The sequence below is a fragment of the Coprococcus sp. AM100_B19A genome (assembly GCF_027662015.1).
GTDB lineage: Bacteria > Bacillota > Clostridia > Lachnospirales > Lachnospiraceae > Allocoprococcus > Allocoprococcus comes.
In genome coordinates this window covers 51290-71361 of record NZ_JAQDKN010000008.1, presented here as the reverse complement: position 1 = coordinate 71361, position 20072 = coordinate 51290, and the positions used below count along the sequence as shown (strand labels likewise).

At 42.8% G+C, this 20072-nt stretch carries 18 protein-coding genes; 7 read left to right on the top strand and 11 right to left on the bottom strand.

The features are described from left to right. The first annotated feature begins 8 nt into the window (after positions 1-8). Positions 9-1364 (top strand): replicative DNA helicase, encoded by a 1356-nt coding sequence (gene dnaB / locus PGQ33_RS09905; protein WP_270205666.1) that lies wholly within the window; start codon positions 9-11, stop codon positions 1362-1364. A 60-nt stretch (positions 1365-1424) separates the two neighbouring features. Here the strand turns inward: dnaB and PGQ33_RS09900 are convergent, their stop codons facing one another. Together PGQ33_RS09900 and PGQ33_RS09895 are read right to left on the bottom strand one after the other, a co-directional pair. Further along, complete coding sequence (locus PGQ33_RS09900) at positions 1425-2036, bottom strand: helix-turn-helix domain-containing protein (RefSeq protein WP_117557964.1); 612 nt, start codon at positions 2034-2036, stop codon at positions 1425-1427. 234 nt (positions 2037-2270) lie between these two features. Further along, positions 2271-2441 (bottom strand): DUF362 domain-containing protein, encoded by a 171-nt coding sequence (locus tag PGQ33_RS09895; RefSeq protein ID WP_008368888.1) that lies wholly within the window; start codon positions 2439-2441, stop codon positions 2271-2273. 346 nt (positions 2442-2787) lie between these two features. On the opposite strand from PGQ33_RS09895, the gene PGQ33_RS09890 reads away from it, so the two are divergent. Continuing rightward, complete coding sequence (locus PGQ33_RS09890; protein WP_270202944.1) at positions 2788-4008, top strand: substrate-binding domain-containing protein; 1221 nt, start codon at positions 2788-2790, stop codon at positions 4006-4008. 106 nt (positions 4009-4114) lie between these two features. On the opposite strand, the gene PGQ33_RS09885 is transcribed toward PGQ33_RS09890, so the two are convergent. The 3 genes from PGQ33_RS09885 to PGQ33_RS09875 are packed head-to-tail and all read right to left on the bottom strand — an operon-like array spanning position 4115 to position 8621. Then, positions 4115-5527, bottom strand: coding sequence for a sensor histidine kinase (locus tag PGQ33_RS09885; protein ID WP_270205665.1), 1413 nt, complete (start codon positions 5525-5527; stop codon positions 4115-4117). After that, entirely contained in the window at positions 5527-6228 is a 702-nt protein-coding gene (locus PGQ33_RS09880; protein WP_008368880.1) for a response regulator transcription factor, read from the bottom strand. The genes PGQ33_RS09885 and PGQ33_RS09880 overlap by 1 nt, the downstream gene beginning before the upstream one ends. Before the next feature lie 17 nt (positions 6229-6245). Continuing rightward, entirely contained in the window at positions 6246-8621 is a 2376-nt protein-coding gene (locus PGQ33_RS09875) for an endonuclease MutS2 (RefSeq protein ID WP_270205664.1), read from the bottom strand. A 158-nt stretch (positions 8622-8779) separates the two neighbouring features. Here PGQ33_RS09875 and PGQ33_RS09870 point away from each other — a divergent pair, with 158 nt between their 5' ends. The 5 genes from PGQ33_RS09870 to PGQ33_RS09850 all read left to right on the top strand — a co-directional run bounded on the left by PGQ33_RS09870 (position 8780) and on the right by PGQ33_RS09850 (position 14799). Continuing rightward, positions 8780-10063: a S1C family serine protease gene (locus tag PGQ33_RS09870; protein ID WP_270205663.1), complete on the top strand. Its 1284-nt coding sequence runs from the start codon at positions 8780-8782 to the stop codon at positions 10061-10063. A 56-nt stretch (positions 10064-10119) separates the two neighbouring features. After that, positions 10120-11061, top strand: a complete 942-nt coding sequence (locus PGQ33_RS09865; RefSeq protein ID WP_008368874.1) for a 3'-5' exoribonuclease YhaM family protein — start codon at positions 10120-10122, stop codon at positions 11059-11061. A gap of 31 nt (positions 11062-11092) precedes the next feature. Next, on the top strand, positions 11093-12763 hold the full coding sequence (gene rlmD / locus PGQ33_RS09860) for a 23S rRNA (uracil(1939)-C(5))-methyltransferase RlmD (protein ID WP_270205662.1): 1671 nt from the start codon (positions 11093-11095) through the stop codon (positions 12761-12763). A gap of 31 nt (positions 12764-12794) precedes the next feature. Beyond that, positions 12795-13166 (top strand): TnpV protein, encoded by a 372-nt coding sequence (locus tag PGQ33_RS09855; protein ID WP_270205661.1) that lies wholly within the window; start codon positions 12795-12797, stop codon positions 13164-13166. 166 nt (positions 13167-13332) lie between these two features. Then, positions 13333-14799: a caspase family protein gene (locus PGQ33_RS09850; protein WP_006859000.1), complete on the top strand. Its 1467-nt coding sequence runs from the start codon at positions 13333-13335 to the stop codon at positions 14797-14799. Between the two features lie 131 nt (positions 14800-14930). Here PGQ33_RS09850 and mobQ read toward each other — a convergent pair whose 3' ends face one another. The 6 genes from mobQ to PGQ33_RS09820 form a co-directional block, all read right to left on the bottom strand. Beyond that, on the bottom strand, positions 14931-16640 hold the full coding sequence (gene mobQ, locus PGQ33_RS09845) for a MobQ family relaxase (RefSeq protein ID WP_118373743.1): 1710 nt from the start codon (positions 16638-16640) through the stop codon (positions 14931-14933). A 136-nt stretch (positions 16641-16776) separates the two neighbouring features. Next, a complete protein-coding gene (locus tag PGQ33_RS09840; RefSeq protein ID WP_005348485.1) occupies positions 16777-16998 on the bottom strand; it encodes a DUF3847 domain-containing protein in 222 nt (73 codons plus the stop codon). A 170-nt stretch (positions 16999-17168) separates the two neighbouring features. After that, the gene (locus PGQ33_RS09835; protein ID WP_055214936.1) at positions 17169-18026 is read right to left on the bottom strand and encodes an ATP-binding protein; all 858 of its coding nucleotides are present in this window, start codon (positions 18024-18026) and stop codon (positions 17169-17171) included. Then, positions 18023-18739 (bottom strand): replication initiator protein A, encoded by a 717-nt coding sequence (locus PGQ33_RS09830; protein ID WP_005348487.1) that lies wholly within the window; start codon positions 18737-18739, stop codon positions 18023-18025. The genes PGQ33_RS09835 and PGQ33_RS09830 overlap by 4 nt, the downstream gene beginning before the upstream one ends. A gap of 24 nt (positions 18740-18763) precedes the next feature. Beyond that, entirely contained in the window at positions 18764-19147 is a 384-nt protein-coding gene (locus tag PGQ33_RS09825; RefSeq protein WP_005348488.1) for a hypothetical protein, read from the bottom strand. 3 nt (positions 19148-19150) lie between these two features. Beyond that, positions 19151-20068 (bottom strand): ParM/StbA family protein, encoded by a 918-nt coding sequence (locus PGQ33_RS09820; RefSeq protein WP_117688329.1) that lies wholly within the window; start codon positions 20066-20068, stop codon positions 19151-19153. Positions 20069-20072 lie beyond the last annotated feature (4 nt).

Below are 20072 nucleotides of genomic sequence, written 5' to 3'. Positions count from 1 at the left end.
TCTGAGACATGGATGAAGCACTCATTAAGAGAGTACCGCCACACAGCATAGAGGCAGAGCAGTCTGTTGTCGGAGCGATGCTGATGGACCGGGATGCGATTACAGTAGCTGCCGAGATCATTTGTGGAGACGACTTTTATCAAAAGGCATATGGTGTAATTTTCGATTCAGTGGTAGAACTTTTTAATGAGGGAAAACCCGTTGACCTGATTACACTGCAGAACCGTCTGCGTGAAAAAGCTGTTCCGGAAGAGATCAGTAGTCTTGAATTTGTCCGGGATCTGGTAACAGCAGTTCCAACCTCGGCAAATGTAAAGTATTATGCTGAGATCGTCTCTGAAAAAGCAACGTTGAGGCATCTGATCAAGATGAATGAAGCGATTGCGGATGAATGTTATCAGGGACAGGAGCCGCTGGAGGCGATCCTTGAAAGGACAGAGAAGCAGGTTTTTGAGCTGGTGCAAAACCGCGGAGGAAACGGTGAATACGTGCCGATCAAGCAGGTAGTGTTAAATGCCCTTGAGAAAATTGAGAAAGCATCTAAGAGTAAGGGAACTGTTACAGGAATTCCGACTGGATTTATTGACCTGGATTACAAGACATCCGGTCTGCAGCCCTCCGATCTGATCCTGGTCGCAGCCCGTCCTTCTATGGGTAAGACGGCGTTTGTACTGAACATTGCACAGCATGTGGCGTTTAAACAGAACCGTACAGTTGCCATATTCAGTCTGGAAATGTCAAAGGAACAGCTGGTAAACCGTCTGTTCTCGCTGGAATCCTATGTAGATGCACAGCTTTTAAGAACCGGTAATCTGAAGGATTCTGACTGGGAAAAGCTGATCGAAGGTGCCGGAACAATTGGAAGATCGAACCTGATCATTGATGATACACCGGGTATTTCGATTTCGGAAATGCGTTCCAAATGCAGAAAATATAAAATGGAATATAATCTTGATCTGATCATCATCGACTACCTGCAGTTGATGAGCGGAAGTGTTGGTGGACGTAATGAGTCCCGTCAACAGGAAATTTCCGATATTTCCCGTTCCTTAAAAGCGCTTGCCCGAGAATTAAGTGTGCCGGTCATTGCGCTGTCACAGCTGAGCCGTGCGGTTGAGCAGAGACCAGATCACAGACCGATGCTTTCTGATCTGCGTGAGTCCGGAGCAATCGAGCAGGATGCCGACGTGGTTATGTTCATTTATCGAGATGATTATTATAATAAGGATACGGAGCATGTCAATGAGGCAGAGATCATTATTGCCAAACAGAGAAACGGTCCGATTGGAACCGTAACGCTTACATGGCTTCCGCAGTACACGAAATTTGCCAATTCAGAACGAAAAGTTGTGGATGGGGAATGAGAAATTATGAAATGAAAAAGACAGGGAACAGAATCAAAACTGTTCGCTGTCTTTTGACTTTTATGTGGTTTCGCCAAATAATTTCCGCAGGTAATGTCCGGCGCCAGATTTTGAAGCTTCTTTCCGGAGCGCCTGCTGCTGACGAAGTAAATGATCAAGCTTCCGGTAACGGTCTTCTTCCAGGCGTTCTTTTGCCTGTAAAAGAAAATCCATTTCCTTTGTTACTTTTTCAGATACGGATTTGCCGAGAGATCCCTCCAGGATCTGGTTGTTTTCCAAAAGAATTTTTCGGAGAGACTCTTCGAGCAGAGGCTGATAAACAGAAAGAGAAAGGTTGTCTGCTGTATAAACAGAAAGAGCCGGATCCTGGGGGTCAGCAACTTCGTTTATCGAAGCGGCAGCCTTTGGTGCATCCGATTTTCTGGCCTTCAGAAGTGCTTTTGTGCGAAGCATGTCCGGAAGGAGCTGTTTGATCTCCTTCAGGAGTAGTCCCTGTTCTTTGAGTTCTTTGATACAGCTAAAAAGCTGTATATCTTCTTCCGTATAGTGCCGATGTCCCATCTCAGTGCGTCCGATCGGAAGATCAAGCTCTTCCTCCCAGTAGCGAAGAACATGTGATTCTACGCCAACGTGTTTGGCAGCTTCTGAGATCATGTAATGAACGTCGCCCATACGATAACCCCCTTATTAAAATAAGTATGTGATATAGATTGAGTACAAGTCTATTGTAGCATAAGAAGAAGAGATGGAAAGAAAAATCGTTCGACAAATGTTGCAGAGGGAAGAATGTCAGATAGGATGATGCTTACTGGATCTGTATTTGATTCAGACGTATACATAAAAAGAGACGATCTTCAGATGAAAACCGTCTCTTTCTTACTGTCTTATTCAATCTACGTGTTCTGATTACTCAGCGCTGATTGCTCCTGTAGGACATGCTGATTCGCAAGCGCCACAGTCAACACATGCAGAAGCATCGATCTGCATATGATCTGCACCCATAGAGATTGCTCCTACTGGACATTCGCTTTCGCAAGCTCCGCAGCTTACACATTCGTCTGAAATTACGTGTGCCATGATATGTATCCTCCTTATTATTATGAAAAAGTTAAAATCGATATGCCTTTCGCATAACTTTATTCTAATACAGAACTTGAAAATATACAAGAGGAATTTATGCTTAAAAATAGATACAATCGAGTTAGAAATGTCAAACTAATAGCGCGAAATGGGCATTTCTTTGGTTAGAAATATAAAACCAAAAGGTTAGTAATATAAAACTTACAAATGAAAACAAAAAGAATTTATGAAATCTTAAGAAATTTTTCTACCTTTCCAGGGCGATTTGGTGTATAGTGGGTACTGTATCATTTTATAACCAATAATGAAACTGATTTTAAGATAGAGAAAGTGGAGTGGATTTATGAAAAAACGGTGGAGTATACTTTCGGCTGTACTTTGTGTGGCACTTTTGACTGGTGGATGTGGAACTGGAAGCAAGAATGATGCAGGTACAGGAAAAGAGCAGACATTCAGCCATGAGACAAGGGAAGAGAATGAGCATCAGAGTAACCTGGATGTTTTACAGCCATCTGCATATGGCAATGTGCAGGGACTGAATCTGGAGAAAGGAAGCTCGATTTCTATTATAGGAAGAGGAAGTTCTTCCGCATACTGGAAAGCTGTTCAGGAAGGTGCAAAGCAGGCGGTAGCGGATATTAATACAAACCTGGGATATAAAGGGAATGATAAAGTAAAGCTTGTTTATTCTGCGCCGGAGACAGAGAATGATGTAGATGATCAGGTAAATATTCTGGATGAGGAGCTTGCACGGTATCCGGTTGCGGTCGGGATCGCAGCAGTTGATTCAGGGGCATGTGAGGTTCAGTTTGATCTTGCTGCAGAGAATGGGATCCCGATCGTAGCATTTGATTCCGGGACCGATTATCAGAATATTGTATCCATGATTGATACAGATAATACAACTGCCGCTGCAACAGCAGCAAGTAAGCTGTGCAACAGTATCGGTGAGAGTGGTCAGATCCTTGTAATCGCACATGACTCCAAGTCTACTTCTTCTGAAGAAAGAGAGCAGGGATTTGTACAGGAAGTGGAAAAGAATGATCCGAATGTAACGGTTGCAGAGATCTGGCATCTGGATGATCTGGATGCGATCTCGAAAGAGATCAATGCAGATTCATCTGAAAAGAATTCCCAGGAGACTGCAGATAATGTGCAAAAAGCAGAGGAAGAGAACGCAGATAGCCGGGATACCCAGACGGCACAGCAGGATGCAATCAAGTATCTTCTTGAAAAGTATCCGGATGTAAAAGGAATTTTTGCAACCAATGAAACAGTAGCAGACCTTGTGGTGAATGTTCTGGACTCTATGGACAAAATAACGGGGGAAGACCGAATCAAGGTAGTGAGCTTTGACGGCGGGGAGGATCAGATGAAGCTTCTGGAAGATGGGAAGATTGATGGACTGATCGTTCAGAACCCATACGGAATCGGCTATGCAACGGTTGTTGCCTGCGCAAGAGCAGTGCTTGGTCAGGGAAATGAAGCAATGGTAAGTACCGGATATACCTGGGTTACAAAAGATAATATGAATAAAGATTCGATTAAGAAGATGCTTTATTAGTAAGAAGAAATGTCTGAAATCTGTGGAAAATGGGTTTCAGACATTTTTATATAAAAACGGTTGTGAGTGACATATTATTTATGCCGGCTACAACCGTTTCTTTTTGCTATTTTTTCGTCAGTGGAAGGGAGAAGATAAATTCTGTTCCAACTCCCTCGGTACTGATCACATTGATATTTTCATTGTGTGCCTGAATAATTTCTTTTACGATCGAAAGCCCAAGTCCGGTTCCTTTTTTGTCTTTTCCGCGGGAGAGATCGCTTTTGTAAAAACGTTCCCATATTTTGTTGATACTTGATTTCGGAATGCCAATTCCATAATCTTTGACGGAAGTATATACTTTGTCACCGCGCGGTGTGGTTTCAATCGTGATCGTAGACTCCGGATTACTGAATTTGATCGCGTTGTCCAGCAGATTGTATAGAACCTGTTGGATTTTGTGCCGGTCAGCATGTACATACAGGGTACGAGTTGCCAGAAGAAGTTCGATAGAAATTTTTTTGGCAGTGCAGGTACCTTCGAAAGAAGCTGCTGTGTTACGGATCACTTCGTGAATATCAAAATCTGTTTTATTAAGAAGAAGATCCTTCGTATCAAATTCATTCAATGTCAGCAGATCGCGTGTAAGGTCAGTAAGACGTTCTGTTTCAAATAAGATGATATTTAAGTATTTGCCCTGCATTTCAGGTGGAATCGTGCCATCCGCCATGGCTTCAACATAGCCCTTGATGGAAGTCAGAGGAGAACGGAAATCATGGGATACATTTGCCACAAATTTCTTCTGGTAATCCTCCATATCTTTCAGTTGGGAAGACATGTAGTTGAGAGATGCGGAAAGATATCCTATCTCATCCTGCGTATTAACCGGGATGACAACATCCAGATTGCCGGAAGCATACTGCTTTGCTGCATTCGTAATCTTGACGAGCGGGCGGTAGATCAGAAAATGTACACCCAGCAAAATAATGAATGAGAGCACATAAATGATCAGAATCACGATATACGTGTTACGCATCAGAACAGAATGTGCGTCTGTGATCTGCGAGTAAGGCTTATGTACAAGTAGATATCCGTGAGTTGAAAAATTCTCTGTGACCGGAGCAATCACGGTGATCATTTCTGAGTTGAAGTACCCGTGATAATCACCGGTCAGATAAGTGGAGCCGCCGGATTCGGCAGGATCAAAATTTTCAATTCGGGAAGGGGCATACGATACATCGCCGGATTTGGCAGATGCAAGCAAAGATCCCTCATTATCAACAAACCAGATATCTGAATTCAGATAATCGCTCATACCATTGAGCTGTGTATAAACATCTGCCAGAGTAATGGTTTCGGAAAAATAGTCCGGCAGATAATTGGATGCAAGCAGATTCGCCGACTGATACATATTGCCGGAAATGCTGCTTTCCAGATAGTGGGTTGTCAGTGTGGATGACAGGGATGCCACTGTAAAAATACTTAAAAATCCGAGAATAATATATAAGAGGATAAATTTAAGGTAAAGAGTACTTTTCATTACTTCACCTCAAATTTGTAACCGATTCCCCAGACGGTACTAAGTCCCCAGGAAGGATGATCCTTGATCTTCTCGCGCAGACGCTTAATATGAACATCAACGGTACGGGTGTCGCCGACATACTCATAGCCCCAGATCTGGTCAAGGAGCTGCTCGCGTGTGAATACCTGGTTTGGTGAAGAGGCGAGGAAATACAAAAGTTCCAGTTCTTTTGGCGGCATATCTACATTCTTACCATCAACGGTTACTGCGTAATTGGTAAGATTGATCTCGATTCCCGGATAGTCAACAACCTTTCCGCGGCTGGCGGCAGGAGTTTCTGGTTTGGCAGGCTGATAGCGTCTGAGTACCGCTTTTACTCTTGCGACAAGCTCCTTGGAATCGAATGGTTTTAAGACGTAATCATCAGCACCAAGCTCCAGACCGAGCACCTTGTCAAATACTTCTCCTTTTGCGGAAAGCATAATGATTGGGGTATTGTGCTTACTGCGGATCTCGCGACAGACCTGATAGCCATCGATGCCCGGAAGCATCAGGTCGAGCAGCATCAGGTTTGGCTGATAGGATTCAAATGCGGTAAGAGCTTCTTCCCCGTCGTGTACGATCATCGTATCGAAGCATTCCTTTGTAAGGTAGAGAGAAATCAATTCTGCAATATTCTCGTCGTCATCTACAATTAAGATTTTCTGTTTAGTCACCATGATAGTTCCCCCAATGATTATTTGAATTCTACGATAGTTACACCGGCATCGCCCTCCCCGAAAGCTCCCAGCCGGAAGGATTTGATGTGTTTCTGGCGGCGCAGATACTGATGGATTCCGTTTCTGAGTGCGCCGGTTCCTTTCCCGTGTACAATTCGTACCGGACTTAAGTGTGCGATATAGGCATCATCCAGATATTTGTCAAGTTCGGCAACTGCTTCATCGACTGTCTTGCCGAGAAGATTGATCTCCGGACTGACATGCATGGATTTGCCCATCTTCATCTTGCCACTGCTGGTTCTGCGCATTTGTTTTGCAGTAACCGTAAGCGGTTCTTCGATCAGTTCGAGATCGGAAATATTGACCTGTGACCGGAGAATACCCATCTGGACAAACAGGTTGCCTTTGGCATCCGGTAGTGAATTTACCGTTCCGGTCAGATTCATGCTCAGTACTTTTACAGAATCGCCCAGATGGAAATCGCTTGCCTTGTAAGCTTTGGAAGGTTTTTTCTTTTCCAGACGGTTTTTATTTTCAGTTTTGGAAAGCTGCTTACGGATCCGTTCTCTTTCTTTTTCCATCTCGGAAGCAGAAATACTGGCTTTGCCGAATTTGCGGAAGTTCTTCATCGTCTCATCTGCAAAATCTTTGGCTTCCTGAACAATGTCGGTCGCTCTGGCATTTGCCTCACGAATGATCCGGTCGCGCTGTGTATCCAGCTTTTCCTGTTGGTGCTTGAGTTCGGACTTGAGACGTTCCATCTCGCGGCGGTAAGAAGCAATCTCATCCCGCTCTTTCTCGATGGTCTTGCGGCTCTGTTCCAGATCAGTAAGGAGATCTTCAAAAGATTCATCCTCCTCGGTCAGATGCGTTTTGGCATCCTGGATGATATAATCCGGAAGGCCGAGTTTTTCGGAAATCGCGAAAGCATTACTTTTTCCAGGAATACCGATCAGAAGATGGTAAGTCGGGCTCAATGTCTCCACGTCAAATTCACAGCAGGCATTTTCTACTCCCGGAGTAGAAAGAGCAAATACCTTCAGTTCGCTGTAGTGTGTCGTTGCCATAGTGCGGATTCCACGGTTATGCAGATGTGACAGAATGGCGATAGCGAGTGCAGCACCCTCAGTCGGATCGGTTCCCGCACCAAGTTCATCGAAAAGGACTAATGAATTCTCATCCACATGATTTAGGAAAGAAACCACATTTGTCATGTGAGAAGAGAAGGTACTTAAAGACTGTTCAATACTCTGTTCGTCACCAATATCAGCATAAACCTGGTTAAATACAGCAAGTTCTGAACGGTCAAGTGCAGGAATGTGCAGACCTGCCTGGCCCATCAGGGTAAAAAGTCCCACAGTTTTGAGGGAAACGGTCTTACCACCTGTGTTCGGACCGGTTATGACGAGAAGATCAAAGGTATCTCCAAGTGTCAGACTGATCGGAACAACTTTTTTACGGTCCAGAAGAGGGTGTCTTCCCTCACGGATCCGGATCCGGCCTTCGGTGTTAAAGACTGGGCGGCTGGCGTTCATATCCAGTGCCAGTGCACCTTTTGCAAAAATAAAATCCAGTTCTACAAGTGCTTTGTAGTTCAGACGGATTTCTTCAATATATTCAGCTGCATTCACACTGAGGCGGGCAAGGATCACCTGGATTTCTTCCTGCTCCTGGGCATATAATTCTTTCAGATCATTGTTCAGTTTGACAACGGCCATCGGCTCAATGAAAAGTGTGGAGCCGGTTGCTGACTGGTCATGGATCAGACCATTTACCTGGCTGCGGTACTCGGCTTTTACCGGGAGACAGTAACGATCGCCACGCATGGTAATAATGGCATCCTGGAGATAGGTGCGCATGGAACCGTTCAAAAGTCCGGTCATGGTAGAATGGATCTTGTCATTCATGCCGTTAATACTGCGGCGGATCTGCTTTAATTTGCTGCTGGCATCATCGCTGATCTCATCTTCACCAAGAATACAGCGATCAATTTCGGCAGAAAGTGGTGTAAGCGGCGCAAGCTGTTCAAAATATACATCCAGACAATCTGCCTGATCGTCTGCATTTTCATGACGGCCGTAGGATTTGATCCGGGCGGTTGTCTGAAGAAGCTTGCCGATCCGGAGGAGTTCCGGTGCGCTTAAGGCACTTCCGATCTCCAGGCGCTTAAGAGAGTCGGAGACAGCATAGCAGCCGCTGAAAGAAGGAATTCCCTTCTTTACAATGCGGGTAAATGCTGCGGCAGTCTGTTCCTGTGCAGTGATGATTTTGTTAAGGTCGGTCATCGGCTTGATCCGTCGGCAGAATGAAGCTCCGCCAGGGGAAGAAGCGTGATCGGTCAGCATCTCTATAATTTTTGGAAATTCCAATTTTGTTAAAGATTTTTGATTCATAATACATTTATACCTCATATTTTGTCTGGTTCTATTCTAACTTATTTACCGTCTAAATGAAAGTGGAAAGGTGAAATTTCGTTGAACATTTGCGGGGAATCATGTATACTAAAACCAGGTGTGGCTGAAAGCACTCCGGAGGCCTAAGGAGAAGCACAATGTCTGATAATCGGGAGAATAAGCATAACGAAGAACCGCACGATAGTGAGGAAGAAAAATATTCGTTTTTGCAGGAAACAGTAAAAGATGAACAACGAAGTAAAAAAGGAATCATGGGAAATCTGTGCAGGCTTGCAGGAAGAGGACTGATTTTTGGACTTGCAGCAGGCCTTGCGTTTTATGCCCTTCGCCCATGGGCGATGACACATCTGGGCGGAGAGAAGGTAACGATTCCGCTAGATCAGGAGGAAACTCCGATTGAGAATGAGACGGATACCAAGGATCAGGAAGCACAGGAGGAAGAGATTCAGTATCCGGATCTGACTGTCGAAGATTATCAGGAGATGAACCATGCATTATACCAGGTGGCATTGTCAGCAGGAAAAAGTGTGGTTGAGATCTATGCCGTGCACCGGGATGAAGGCTGGGAGAATGCAGGGGAGCAGGCTGTATCGGGAGTTATTTTCTGGGATAATGGAGCAGATCTTTTGATTGCGGCACCGGCAAGAATTGTAAAAGATGCAGAAGCACTGAAAGCCACATTTTCAGACAATACTACATATAACGCAACTTTGAAAAAGCAGGACCGGAATCTTGGACTTGCGATCATTGCGATCAAGAGATCAGATCTGTCGGATAGTACGAGGAACCAGATCCAGACGGCGATGCTTGGTAATTCTAATGCAGTGAACCGTGGGGACGGCGTGATCGTTCTTGGTGAGCAGTTTGGATATGCAGGTGGTGTCGGATATGGGATCATCAGTTCCACCAGAAATTACCGGACAGTGGCGGACGGGCAGTACCGGCTGCTTGATACAGATATTGCAGGAAGTGAAAAAGGGAGCGGAATTCTGTTTAACACGGCGGGTGAAGTGATTGGAATCTGTGACCAGTCAGAACTGCAGAGAGACGGAAATCTTGTAAGTGCTTATGCGATTTCGGATATCAAGGAAGAGATCGAACTTCTGGCAAATGGACAGGGAGTTCCGTATATTGGCGTTCACGGAGTTGTAGTGACGGAGAAGCTTGCCGGTGAACAGGGAATCCCGAAAGGCATTTATGTCAGGGAAGTAGAGGCTGATTCGCCTGCGATGCAGGCGGGGATCCAGAATGGTGATGTGATCACAGAGATTAACAAGACAGATATCACCGGTATAGCAGGATTTCATAAACAGATCGCAGAAGCCGGAACCGGTACACAGATCAGGATCAAAGGGCAGAGGCGTGGCGCAGATGGTTATGTCGATGTAACATTTGATGTGACAGTTGGAAGTAAAGAATAGATTTGCAGATAAAAAGCAACCATAAATTTAAAATATAGAGCAGGAAGAGGAATGACATGAGATATATTGAGACATTACACGAAGGCGAGACAATCAGAAATACGTATCTTTGCAAAGGGAAAAGAAGTGCGGAGACAAGGAACGGAAAACCATATGACAACCTGATCCTTCAGGACAAGACAGGAACTTTAGATGGAAAAATCTGGGATCCGAATTCAAATGGAATTGCAGATTACAGCGAAAAAGATTTTATTGAAGTTTACGGGGAGATCATCAGCTATAACGGCAATCTTCAGATGAACATCAAGCAGCTCCGTGTAGCAGACGAGGGAGAATACGATCCGGCGGATTATATGCCGACCAGCGAGAAAAGTGTGGATGGAATGTATGAAGAACTGATGCGTTATGGAAAGCAGGTGAAAAACCCGTATCTGCAGCAGGTGATCCGGTATTATTTTGTGAATGATGAACAGTTTATCAAGAGCTTCAAGGCACATTCTGCAGCAAAGAGTGTACATCATGGATTTGCCGGAGGACTTCTGGAGCACACATTAAGCGTAGTGAAATTCTGTGAATATATGGCAGGGGCATATCCGATCCTGAATAAGGATCTTCTGTATACAGCGGCAATGTGTCATGATATCGGAAAGACACAGGAACTTTCCCTGTTCCCGGATAATGATTATACCGATGATGGGCAGCTACTCGGTCATATTGTGATCGGTGTGGAAATGCTGGATGATGCAATTCGTGAGATCCCGGATTTCCCAAAGAAGCTTGCCAGCGAATTAAAGCACTGTATCGTAGCGCATCACGGAGAACTCGAATACGGTTCGCCGAAGAAACCGGCGCTTGCTGAAGCAATGGCACTTAATTGTGCAGATAATGCTGATGCAAAGATGCAGACACTGACAGAGATTTTTAAGGCAAAAGATACAAAGGACTGGTTAGGTTATAACCGTCTGTTTGAATCTAACTTAAGAAAGACCAGTATCTAAGAGAAGTTCTGAAAGAAAGATGAGTATAAAAATGAAGAAAAATGACGTAGTGACGGTAGAAGTTACAGATATCGGAATCGGTGGTGAAGGAATCGGAAAGGTTGATGGATATACTCTGTTTATCAAGGATGCAGTCATTGGAGATACCGTTGAAGTAAAAGTAATGAAAGCAAAAAAGAACTACGGATATGCGAGATTAATGCGGATTGTAAAAGAATCCGCATTTCGTGTATCTGCACGCTGTCCGGAGGCAAGACGCTGTGGCGGATGCCAGATTCAGGAGATGGATTACCGGAAACAGCTGGAGTTTAAAAATACAAAAGTAAGAAATAACCTGATCCGTCTTGGCAGTGTGGAAGAAGAATTGCTGGATCAGATTATGGAGCCGATCGCAGGAATGGAGGAACCGTTCCGTTACCGGAATAAAGCACAGTTCCCGATCGGAGTGGATAAAGAAGGGAATCTGATTGCCGGATTCTATGCCGGAAGAACCCATCAGATCATCCCGGTTCCGAACAGGGACTGCGTACTTGGAGTACCGGAGAATAAAGTGATCCTGGATCAGATTCTGGACTACATGCGGGAAGAGAAGATTTCTGCATATGATGAGGAACGGCACAAAGGGCTGGTGCGCCATGTCCTGGTCCGGTATGGATTTACAACAAAAGAGATCATGGTTTGTCTGATCATTAACGGGGATAAGCTTCCCAGCAGTGAAAAATTGTTGGAAAAGCTGACAAAGATTCCGGGAATGACAAGTATTACTTATAATATCAATAAAGAAAAGACGAATGTGATCATGGGATCAAAGGTTTGTCCGCTCTGGGGACAGACGTATATCACCGATTATATCGGTAATGTCAAATACCAGATTTCACCGCTGTCTTTCTATCAGGTGAATCCGGTACAGACAGAGGTACTTTACGGAACCGCACTGGAATACGCCGGGCTTACTGGAAAAGAGACGGTTTGGGATGTGTATTGTGGTATCGGGACGATTTCCCTTTTCCTTGCGCAGAAAGCACAGAAAGTTTACGGCGTGGAAATCGTGCCGCAGGCAATTGAAGATGCAAAGCATAATGCTAAGATCAATGAGATTACAAACGCGGAGTTTTTTGTAGGAAAGGCAGAAGAAGTGCTGCCGGAGTATTATGCGGATTATGCAAAAGAGCATCCGGGAGAGCATGCGAGAGCGGATGTGATCGTAATCGATCCACCGAGAAAAGGATGTGAGAGAAGCGTACTGGATACGATGGTTCAGATGGAGCCAGAGAGGATCGTATATGTGAGCTGCGATTCAGCAACTTTGGCTCGGGATGTGAAGTATCTGCGGGAGAATGGGTATGAGATCAGGAAGGTGAAGGCGACTGATATGTTTCCGATGAGTGTGCACGTTGAGACGGTTGTTCTTTTGTCCCAACAAAAACCAGATGACACGATAGAGATCGACTTAGACCTGGACGAGCTGGATGCCACCAGTGCCGAGTTGAAAGCAACCTATCAGGAAATCAAAGATTATGTGCTGAAAGAATTTGGCTTGAAGGTTTCAAGTTTATATATTTCTCAGGTAAAACGCAAATGTGGAATTGAAGTGGGAGAAAACCATAATCTTCCAAAATCAGAAAATGCAAGAGTTCCACAATGCCCGAAAGAGAAAGAAGATGCTATCAAGGCTGCCCTGAAATATTTTGCGATGATTTAAGGACATCGCTGATTTCAAGGAGGAATAACACATGAAAAGCACATTTGGAAAAATGGGTGGAACCTACACACTTGGCGCAGACGGAATTTACTATTCGAATCTTGTCAGTACAGATGAAGAACCGCATTATGGGAAATATGGAATGATGCGGAAAACATATCTGAAAGAGCATCGTCCGGCAATGTATTCACTGTATATGCTGGAAGACAGACTGACAGAACATCTGAATACTGTGGACGATGAAGCACAGGAGAGAATGGATATTCTGATGAGTCAGATGATGGAGAAGCAGGGCATTACGGAAGAATTGAAAGCTCGTGACCAGATGGAATGGGTTAGAGCGGTAAATAATGCCCGGAATGCTGCAGAAGAGATTGTGTTGAAAGAATTAGTGTATATTTAAAGCGTGGAAAGCTCCTTCGGGAGCTTTTCAGTGTTTGTAAGAGTTTATATAAAATGGGCTAAGAAGGTGGTATGATCAAAATAACAGATTAAAATTTATATTAAGAAATGAATTTAAAATTTTTAATTATGAAATAAAACGTAAGATAATTTCAGAGGTGAGAATAATGGATAGAATTGCATTAGTAATCGGTAATTCTGATTATTCAAATGTAGGGAAATTGAATAATCCTAAGAATGATGCTGACGATATTGCTAGTATTTTGAATAAATTAAATTTTGATGTTACAAAAATAATGGATGCAAATTTAATAGATATTCAAAAATCTGTTAATGATTTTTTACAGGCATTAGATGAATATGCTGTAGGGGTATTTTTTTATGCAGGGCATGGTATGCAAATCGACGGTAAAAATTTTATCGTTCCTATTGATTTAAAGTTAAGTGATAAAAGCAAGACAATGGTCTCTTGTTATTGTTTAAATTCGCTGTTAGAAGGTGCATCTTCATATAAGGGAAAAACATTAATATGTATATTGGATGCATGTCGAGATAATCCTTTTGCTATGGGGAGGGGATTTTTAACAGGCTTTGCGCCATTTAATAATCCACCTAAAGGTACTATGATTGCTTATTCTACAAGCGCTGACTGTAGTGCATTTGATGGACAATGTAGTAATGGATTATATACACAAGTTTTAAAAGATGCTATGCTTATTCCAAATTTGAAAATTGAAGAAATGTTTAAATTTGTTAGAAATAAAGTGTCAGAAATATCAATTAGCCAATACGGAGAAGAACAGCTTTCATGGGAATATTCTTCGTTAGTGGGAGACTTTTATTTTTCTGTTACGCCACAACCAGTCAATGAACAGGTTACTGATGAGAAAATATATGAATTCATATGTGCTCGTCGAAAATCTTATGAGAATGCTTCGGATAATATTTATGATATTGAATGTTTGCCATATATAGATGCCTATAATAAATATCATATACCAATTATTAAAATTTTACGTGCATATTCAAGAGTAGATTATTCAAAAAGAGGATTTCAGTTTTCGGATGCTACTATAGATCAGTTAAACAGCAATTATTTGTCATCATGGGGATTTATACAGAAATATGGTAGATGGTATTATAAAAATCATTACGTTGAGATGGGAGATTTATTGCCATTGCCCGAGGAATTAGAACCTAAACAACCTATTAATGGAAAGGAATTGAAGATTGAAGCTTCATTGAGCTGGAAAATGAATGATGGAAAGATAAGATTTCAAGTATCTTCTAATATTCCAGAGGAAACCCCATTAATGTTTACATTACGTGGCAAAGAATATACAGCTCAATGTAAATCTGTAGCAGGTAATAGAATTTCAATAAGTGAATGGTTTAGTGACAGAGGTAATCCTATGAAAAATGGATTTTATACTATAGATGTGTCATGTCCGATATATAGTGTATTGCCAGAAAAGATAAAGAAAATATTTGGTGAACGTAATAGAAATATATGTGGACAATATGTTAAATTTGAACCAGTGGGAGGAAATACGATTCATTTTTCGTATGGATTAGTTCTTAAAAATAGTAAAGTTCAAGTTATTGATATGCAACAAAGAATCTCAGCATTATAATGAATGTGGTTTTATACAAGAAAACATGGCAGATTGTAACTGGTTAAAGTGAATTGGGCGTATGGAACTTTTAAATCCATACGCCTTTTAAACAAGAGAGTTGTAAGAGCATATTATCTACTCGATGATGATTATAATTCCATATCATATGACCTTTTCTTAGCTCTGGCAGGCTGATTTCGCCGCATCTCCTGTTTCCTCTGATATTCAAGTTCCCAGGCACGATGGGAAAAAACATCAGGATCTTCCACATTGAGATAATCTACCTCATTGGCGGCAATATCACGGCGGTGATAGTCATAATACTTACCAAAAGTACCTTTGAGCTGCTCGATCAGCTTATCCCGGAAATCAGGACGTATCTGGATTCTGGTGTCCAGCAATTCTGTATACTGTTCAGGTTCAGGACGAAATTTTTCTTCCCGGAAAGCAGCGGCGTCTTTTTTAAGCTGCTTTTTAAGGGAGATGTCCTGAGAATCCAGGATATCAAGATTGCTATTCATCTGGTCATATTTTTTGGATAGATTCGTCATATCTTTATCAGTGGAGCATTGTGCCTGGAAGATTAGTTGCTCTTTCCTTGATTTCAGTTCTTCAATTTCTTCCGTAACAGTGGTAAGCTGCTGATTCAATTTTATATGCTGGATGGGATTCAAAATACTGGTTTTCTCTTTTTCTACATTCAGCTCTTTCCGTTCTGTAACTTTAGCTTTGAGTTTCTTTTTAACGGTGTTGTATTTATTCAGTATTGGATTAAAATGATTCATCCAATCATGAATTACTTCTTTTTGCATCTCATTATGAAGTAAATGATATTGTGTAAAGATCATATGATTTCGGATAGTTTCCATTGTTTCTGCAATTACAGGAATAGAATTTTTGACAGCTTGAGCCAGTTTCTCTACCTGAGCTTTTAATTCCCGGAGCATTTGGTTATCTGCACGAATCTGGCGGTTGATTTCACAGCGGTCAGCTATCATTCCTTTCTTTTCCATGTTTTGAGCAATATAGCCTTCGTGGATGGTCGGCTGTTCGGTGATTCCCTGATCTGCAAAGCTGCGGTGATCAATGGATGCATTTATCTGATTGTGGGCAAGCATTTCATTTACAGTATCTGCCCAGTTTGCTCTCCAGATACAGAGTTGCTCATCACTGTTCCATTGTTCAGAAATGGGATTCTGTCTGCCATAGCGGCTGCTTTTTGGATGCTTGTCGATGCGGTCATAGCCTTTTTCCTGTGCGACAGATGCGGTCATATAAACTTTCTTTTTCCCAACTTTATATCTGTATTGCTTTTCCCAGCCATCTTTTTGAGCAGCTTTGAATTCAGTAGCTGTAAATCCTTTTTCTTCTCCATTTTTTATGCAGAGATATTCTTTTTCTGTTTTATACTGCCATGTTCCGTTTTCGTTCAGTGGACGGACGGTAAGCAGAATGTGTGCATGAGGATTGTGTCCATCCGTATCGTGAATAGCAAAGTCAGCGCACATGCCCATATCTACAAAGTTCTTTTGAATAAAATCTTTTAGAAGAGAAATATTACTGTCCTTATCTAATTCAACGGGAAGTGCGACAACAAATTCCCTTGCCAGTCGGCTGTCTTTTGTTTTTTCTGCAGCTTCCACAGCATTCCAGAGTTGTTCACGGTCTTTCCATTCTGGTGAAGCCATCGGTGGAAGCAATACTTCCTGATAAATGAGTCCATGCTTTCTGGTGTAATCATGCTGGATGCCATCGTAATCATTGTACATCCGGCTGCAGCTCATATAAGCAGAAGCTGCGACAGCGGAACGTCCGGAACCACGGCTGACAACTTTGGCTTGCATATGATAAATTGCCATATCTGGCACCTCCTTTCGATGTTGCCTGCAACAGCGGAAAAGCCCTCGGCAGAGCGCACGAGCCCCGTAGGGGATACCACCGCCCGATTTATCGGGTGGTGAGTAAGTGCGCCCTTCGGGAGTAGAACTTGTGCGTTTACATTCCTCGTAGCCGGATTATCAGCTCCCGTTTCAGGGAATCCAAATCCATTTCTTTAATATGGGGAACAATACTTTCCAAAATGGCTCCTTCCTGGACTAATCGGTGTGTTCTGGCATCACGTTCTTTTTTGCGATTTCTTGCTTCGGCTTCTTCTTGGCGGTGTCTTGCCTGTAAAAGTGCTTTTTCTTCCGGTGTCATGATTTTTTTATCTGCCATATCTGGCACCTCCTTTTTATGCCCGTATCCGGGCAGTATTGGTTTTAAAATCTTATGGTTTGGTACTATAGTTTCGGATAACTGACAGTGGCATGTTTCTGGTGATAAATAAGGAAAGAAAGTAGTACCACTGTCAGTGAAGAATAATTATCGTGTTATGCTTCTTTGCTTCAGTTCTGGTTCGGAGCATGATTGTTTAACAGAATTCTTTTTGCCTGTTTTAAATTAGCTGTTGCATTGTCCTGACGAATATTCCGGTTATTGATACGGACAGGAATACATCTCTCCAGAATACGGTCATAAATTCGTTTGTGTGCGATATCAGCGGCGTTATTCAGCTCTGATAAAGTGAGATTGGTCGTTATGATCAGGGGCTTTTTACTGCGGTAACGACTGTCGATCACATTGAATACCTGTTCCAGTGCAAAGTCAGAGTTCCGCTCAATTCCGAGATCATCAATAATCAGAAGACTGTAGCGGTTTAAGCTGTTGATGAACTGGTTTCTGTCTTCAAAATGCATTCCGGTAAGGGTATTTAGAATTCGGGAAAAGTTGGTCATCAGTACAGGAACGCCTTTTTCCAGAAGGGCATTGGCAATGCAGCCTGCAAAAAAAGATTTTCCAGTACCGACATCACCCCAGATGAGAAGTCCGGAAGCATTTGCTCTCATCTCTTCCCAGTTGCTTACATAATTGTGTGCCAGTTTTATTTCCGGATTGATGCCGTTATCCCTGGCAAAAGTGTAGTCATAGAGTGCTTTGTCCTGTAAGCCGCTGGTTTTAAGATGCTCTATTTCCATTTGTTTTTCATGAAGTTTTCTCTGGGCTTCTTCCTGCTCAAAGATTTCCTGCTGGCATTTACAGCGGATGGAAGGAATAAGAACCTTTCCCTGTAATTCATGCCTGCATTGCCTTGGCGTATTGCATTTGGAACAGTAGATCAGGTGGTCTGTTTCGTTAAAATATTCATCAGACTGAAGCTCTCTGTTTGGGGTTATAGCTGTTGGTTTTTCTATAAATTTTGTCATAATGTTTCGTATTCCTCACTTTCGTAATTTCGTTGTCGGGAAGCAGGATGATCCTGTCTTGCCCAACTGATGATGGTAGCTGCGTGGTTCTGATATTGCTTTCCGGTAGAAGCCATATAACCGGATAAGCGTTCAATATAATCCTTCCAGTCAGGGATTGTCTGCCGGATATCTTCAAGCTCTTTTTCTGACAGAAAAACATTTTGAAATTTTCCATAGGGTGAGAGTGGCTCCTTACTCCCTCTTATTGCTAAATTGTTCTTTTTTATCTCTTTCTTATTACCAGACAGTTTTCTGTCTGTATCAGGGAAAGAATCCTGTCTGTCAATAGGACAGTTTTTTGTCTGTCTTAGGGAAAGAAATCTGTCTGTATAGTGGATGGTTTCTTTTGGGAGTTTTACATAAATCCGATTGGGCTGTCCGGGACCCTGCCGTTTTCGGAAGATAAGCTCCTGTTTTTCCAGTACTGCCAGAGCAGTTTTAACCGTCATCTGGCTTTTGTGGAGAACTTCTGCCAGTGCTTCAATCGTAAAGTAAATGAACACATGACCGTCTGTATCTGACCACCCCTCATTTTTCTGGGAAAGCCTTGCCCGGTCGAGCAGGATAATATAAAGCATTTTGGCAGTTTCGTTTATTTCCATGTCCAGAAGGAAACGGGGAAACATCATATAAGATGGCAGGTTGGTGTCTGCTGTCAGAAAGTCAGTCATGTGTTCACCTCCAATCAAAAGGGTTTATTCCCCAAGAAAATCCCAGTCTACATCACTATCTGGCTGTGAATTTTCAGGTGCTGGAAAGGATGCCCTGATTTGGGGCTCCCTTTGCGCCATGCCTGCAGTCAGTCCGGAAAGAAAAAGTGGCAATGCCTGTTTCAGACTGTTTTCCACTGCATCTACAATCTGTTTCACAAAAAGTTCTTCCCGTTCTCTTGTTTCCAGATAAGGATCAGCCTGTGTGCGGTAGTAGCGGTCAAAATAATCTACCAGTGCAAGAGAGATTACCTGACTGTAAGATTTAAAATCCTGCCTGTCCATCGTCTGTAAATATTCCCAGGCTCTCCGTTGCTGTTCTTTGTCCAGATTAAAGCGCAGGTTTGTGTTGCGGATATTGTTCTGCATGGTTTATCCCCTCCTTTTCAGGCTCATATAAGCCAGAGATTCGTAACCTTTGGCGGTGGCGCAGATGTCATCAATGATGGTGACTCGTAATTTGTCATACGTTCCGAAGTTACGGATCAGACATCCACCGCCGCCAACTACATACAGGCGCATTAGGTCAGGATTGTATTCATATTTGCGGAGTGTGGAAAAAAGTTCTGCCACATACTGTCTGGCAATAGAACTGATACAATCCATATATGGTGCTGAAATGTCAGCTGTTCCAAACCGCAGAATCTGTTCTACTGTAGATTCTTCAATCTTCACTCCAAATTTGTCCAGAACAGCGTTCTTTGCAGCAATCATGCATTGGTTTACACCAAGTTTTTCTGTCCAGCATCGGCTTTCTTGTGCTTTCTTATTGTTGATATACAGAATGTTCATGGTTCCGTTTCCGATATCTGCAAGGAGATTAGTTCCCTTGAAATTTCCAAGGTGGTTTACAATAGCCGGATATCCCTGTGGGTAAAGGCTACATCCCACAAAGCGGAGATGATATTCTTTGCCGTTGAAACGGTAATGGACTTCTGGATTCTGGAGCAGATAGGAACGAAAAGCTTCTCTTTGATTTCTGATCCATGTCAGAGGAAGTCCGGCAGCCAGATGAACATCTGCTTCACGGATGGAAAAGACATTCAGTTCCCTTGCAATAGCCATTAGCGTCAGAAGATAATATTCTTCGTCCATAGCTTTATCCGGGATAAATTCTTTGTGTCCTTCGCCGATCCGGTAGTAAATGCCGTTGTATTCCAGAATATTCCCGGTGAAGATTGGTTCAGTTTCATAGGCTTTGATGCCGGTTGGGGTGACGGTGTTTGCTGTTTTCATATTGCCGTAGCCATGATCTACAGCAATGATTTTGGTGTTTCTGAGTTCTCGCATAAAA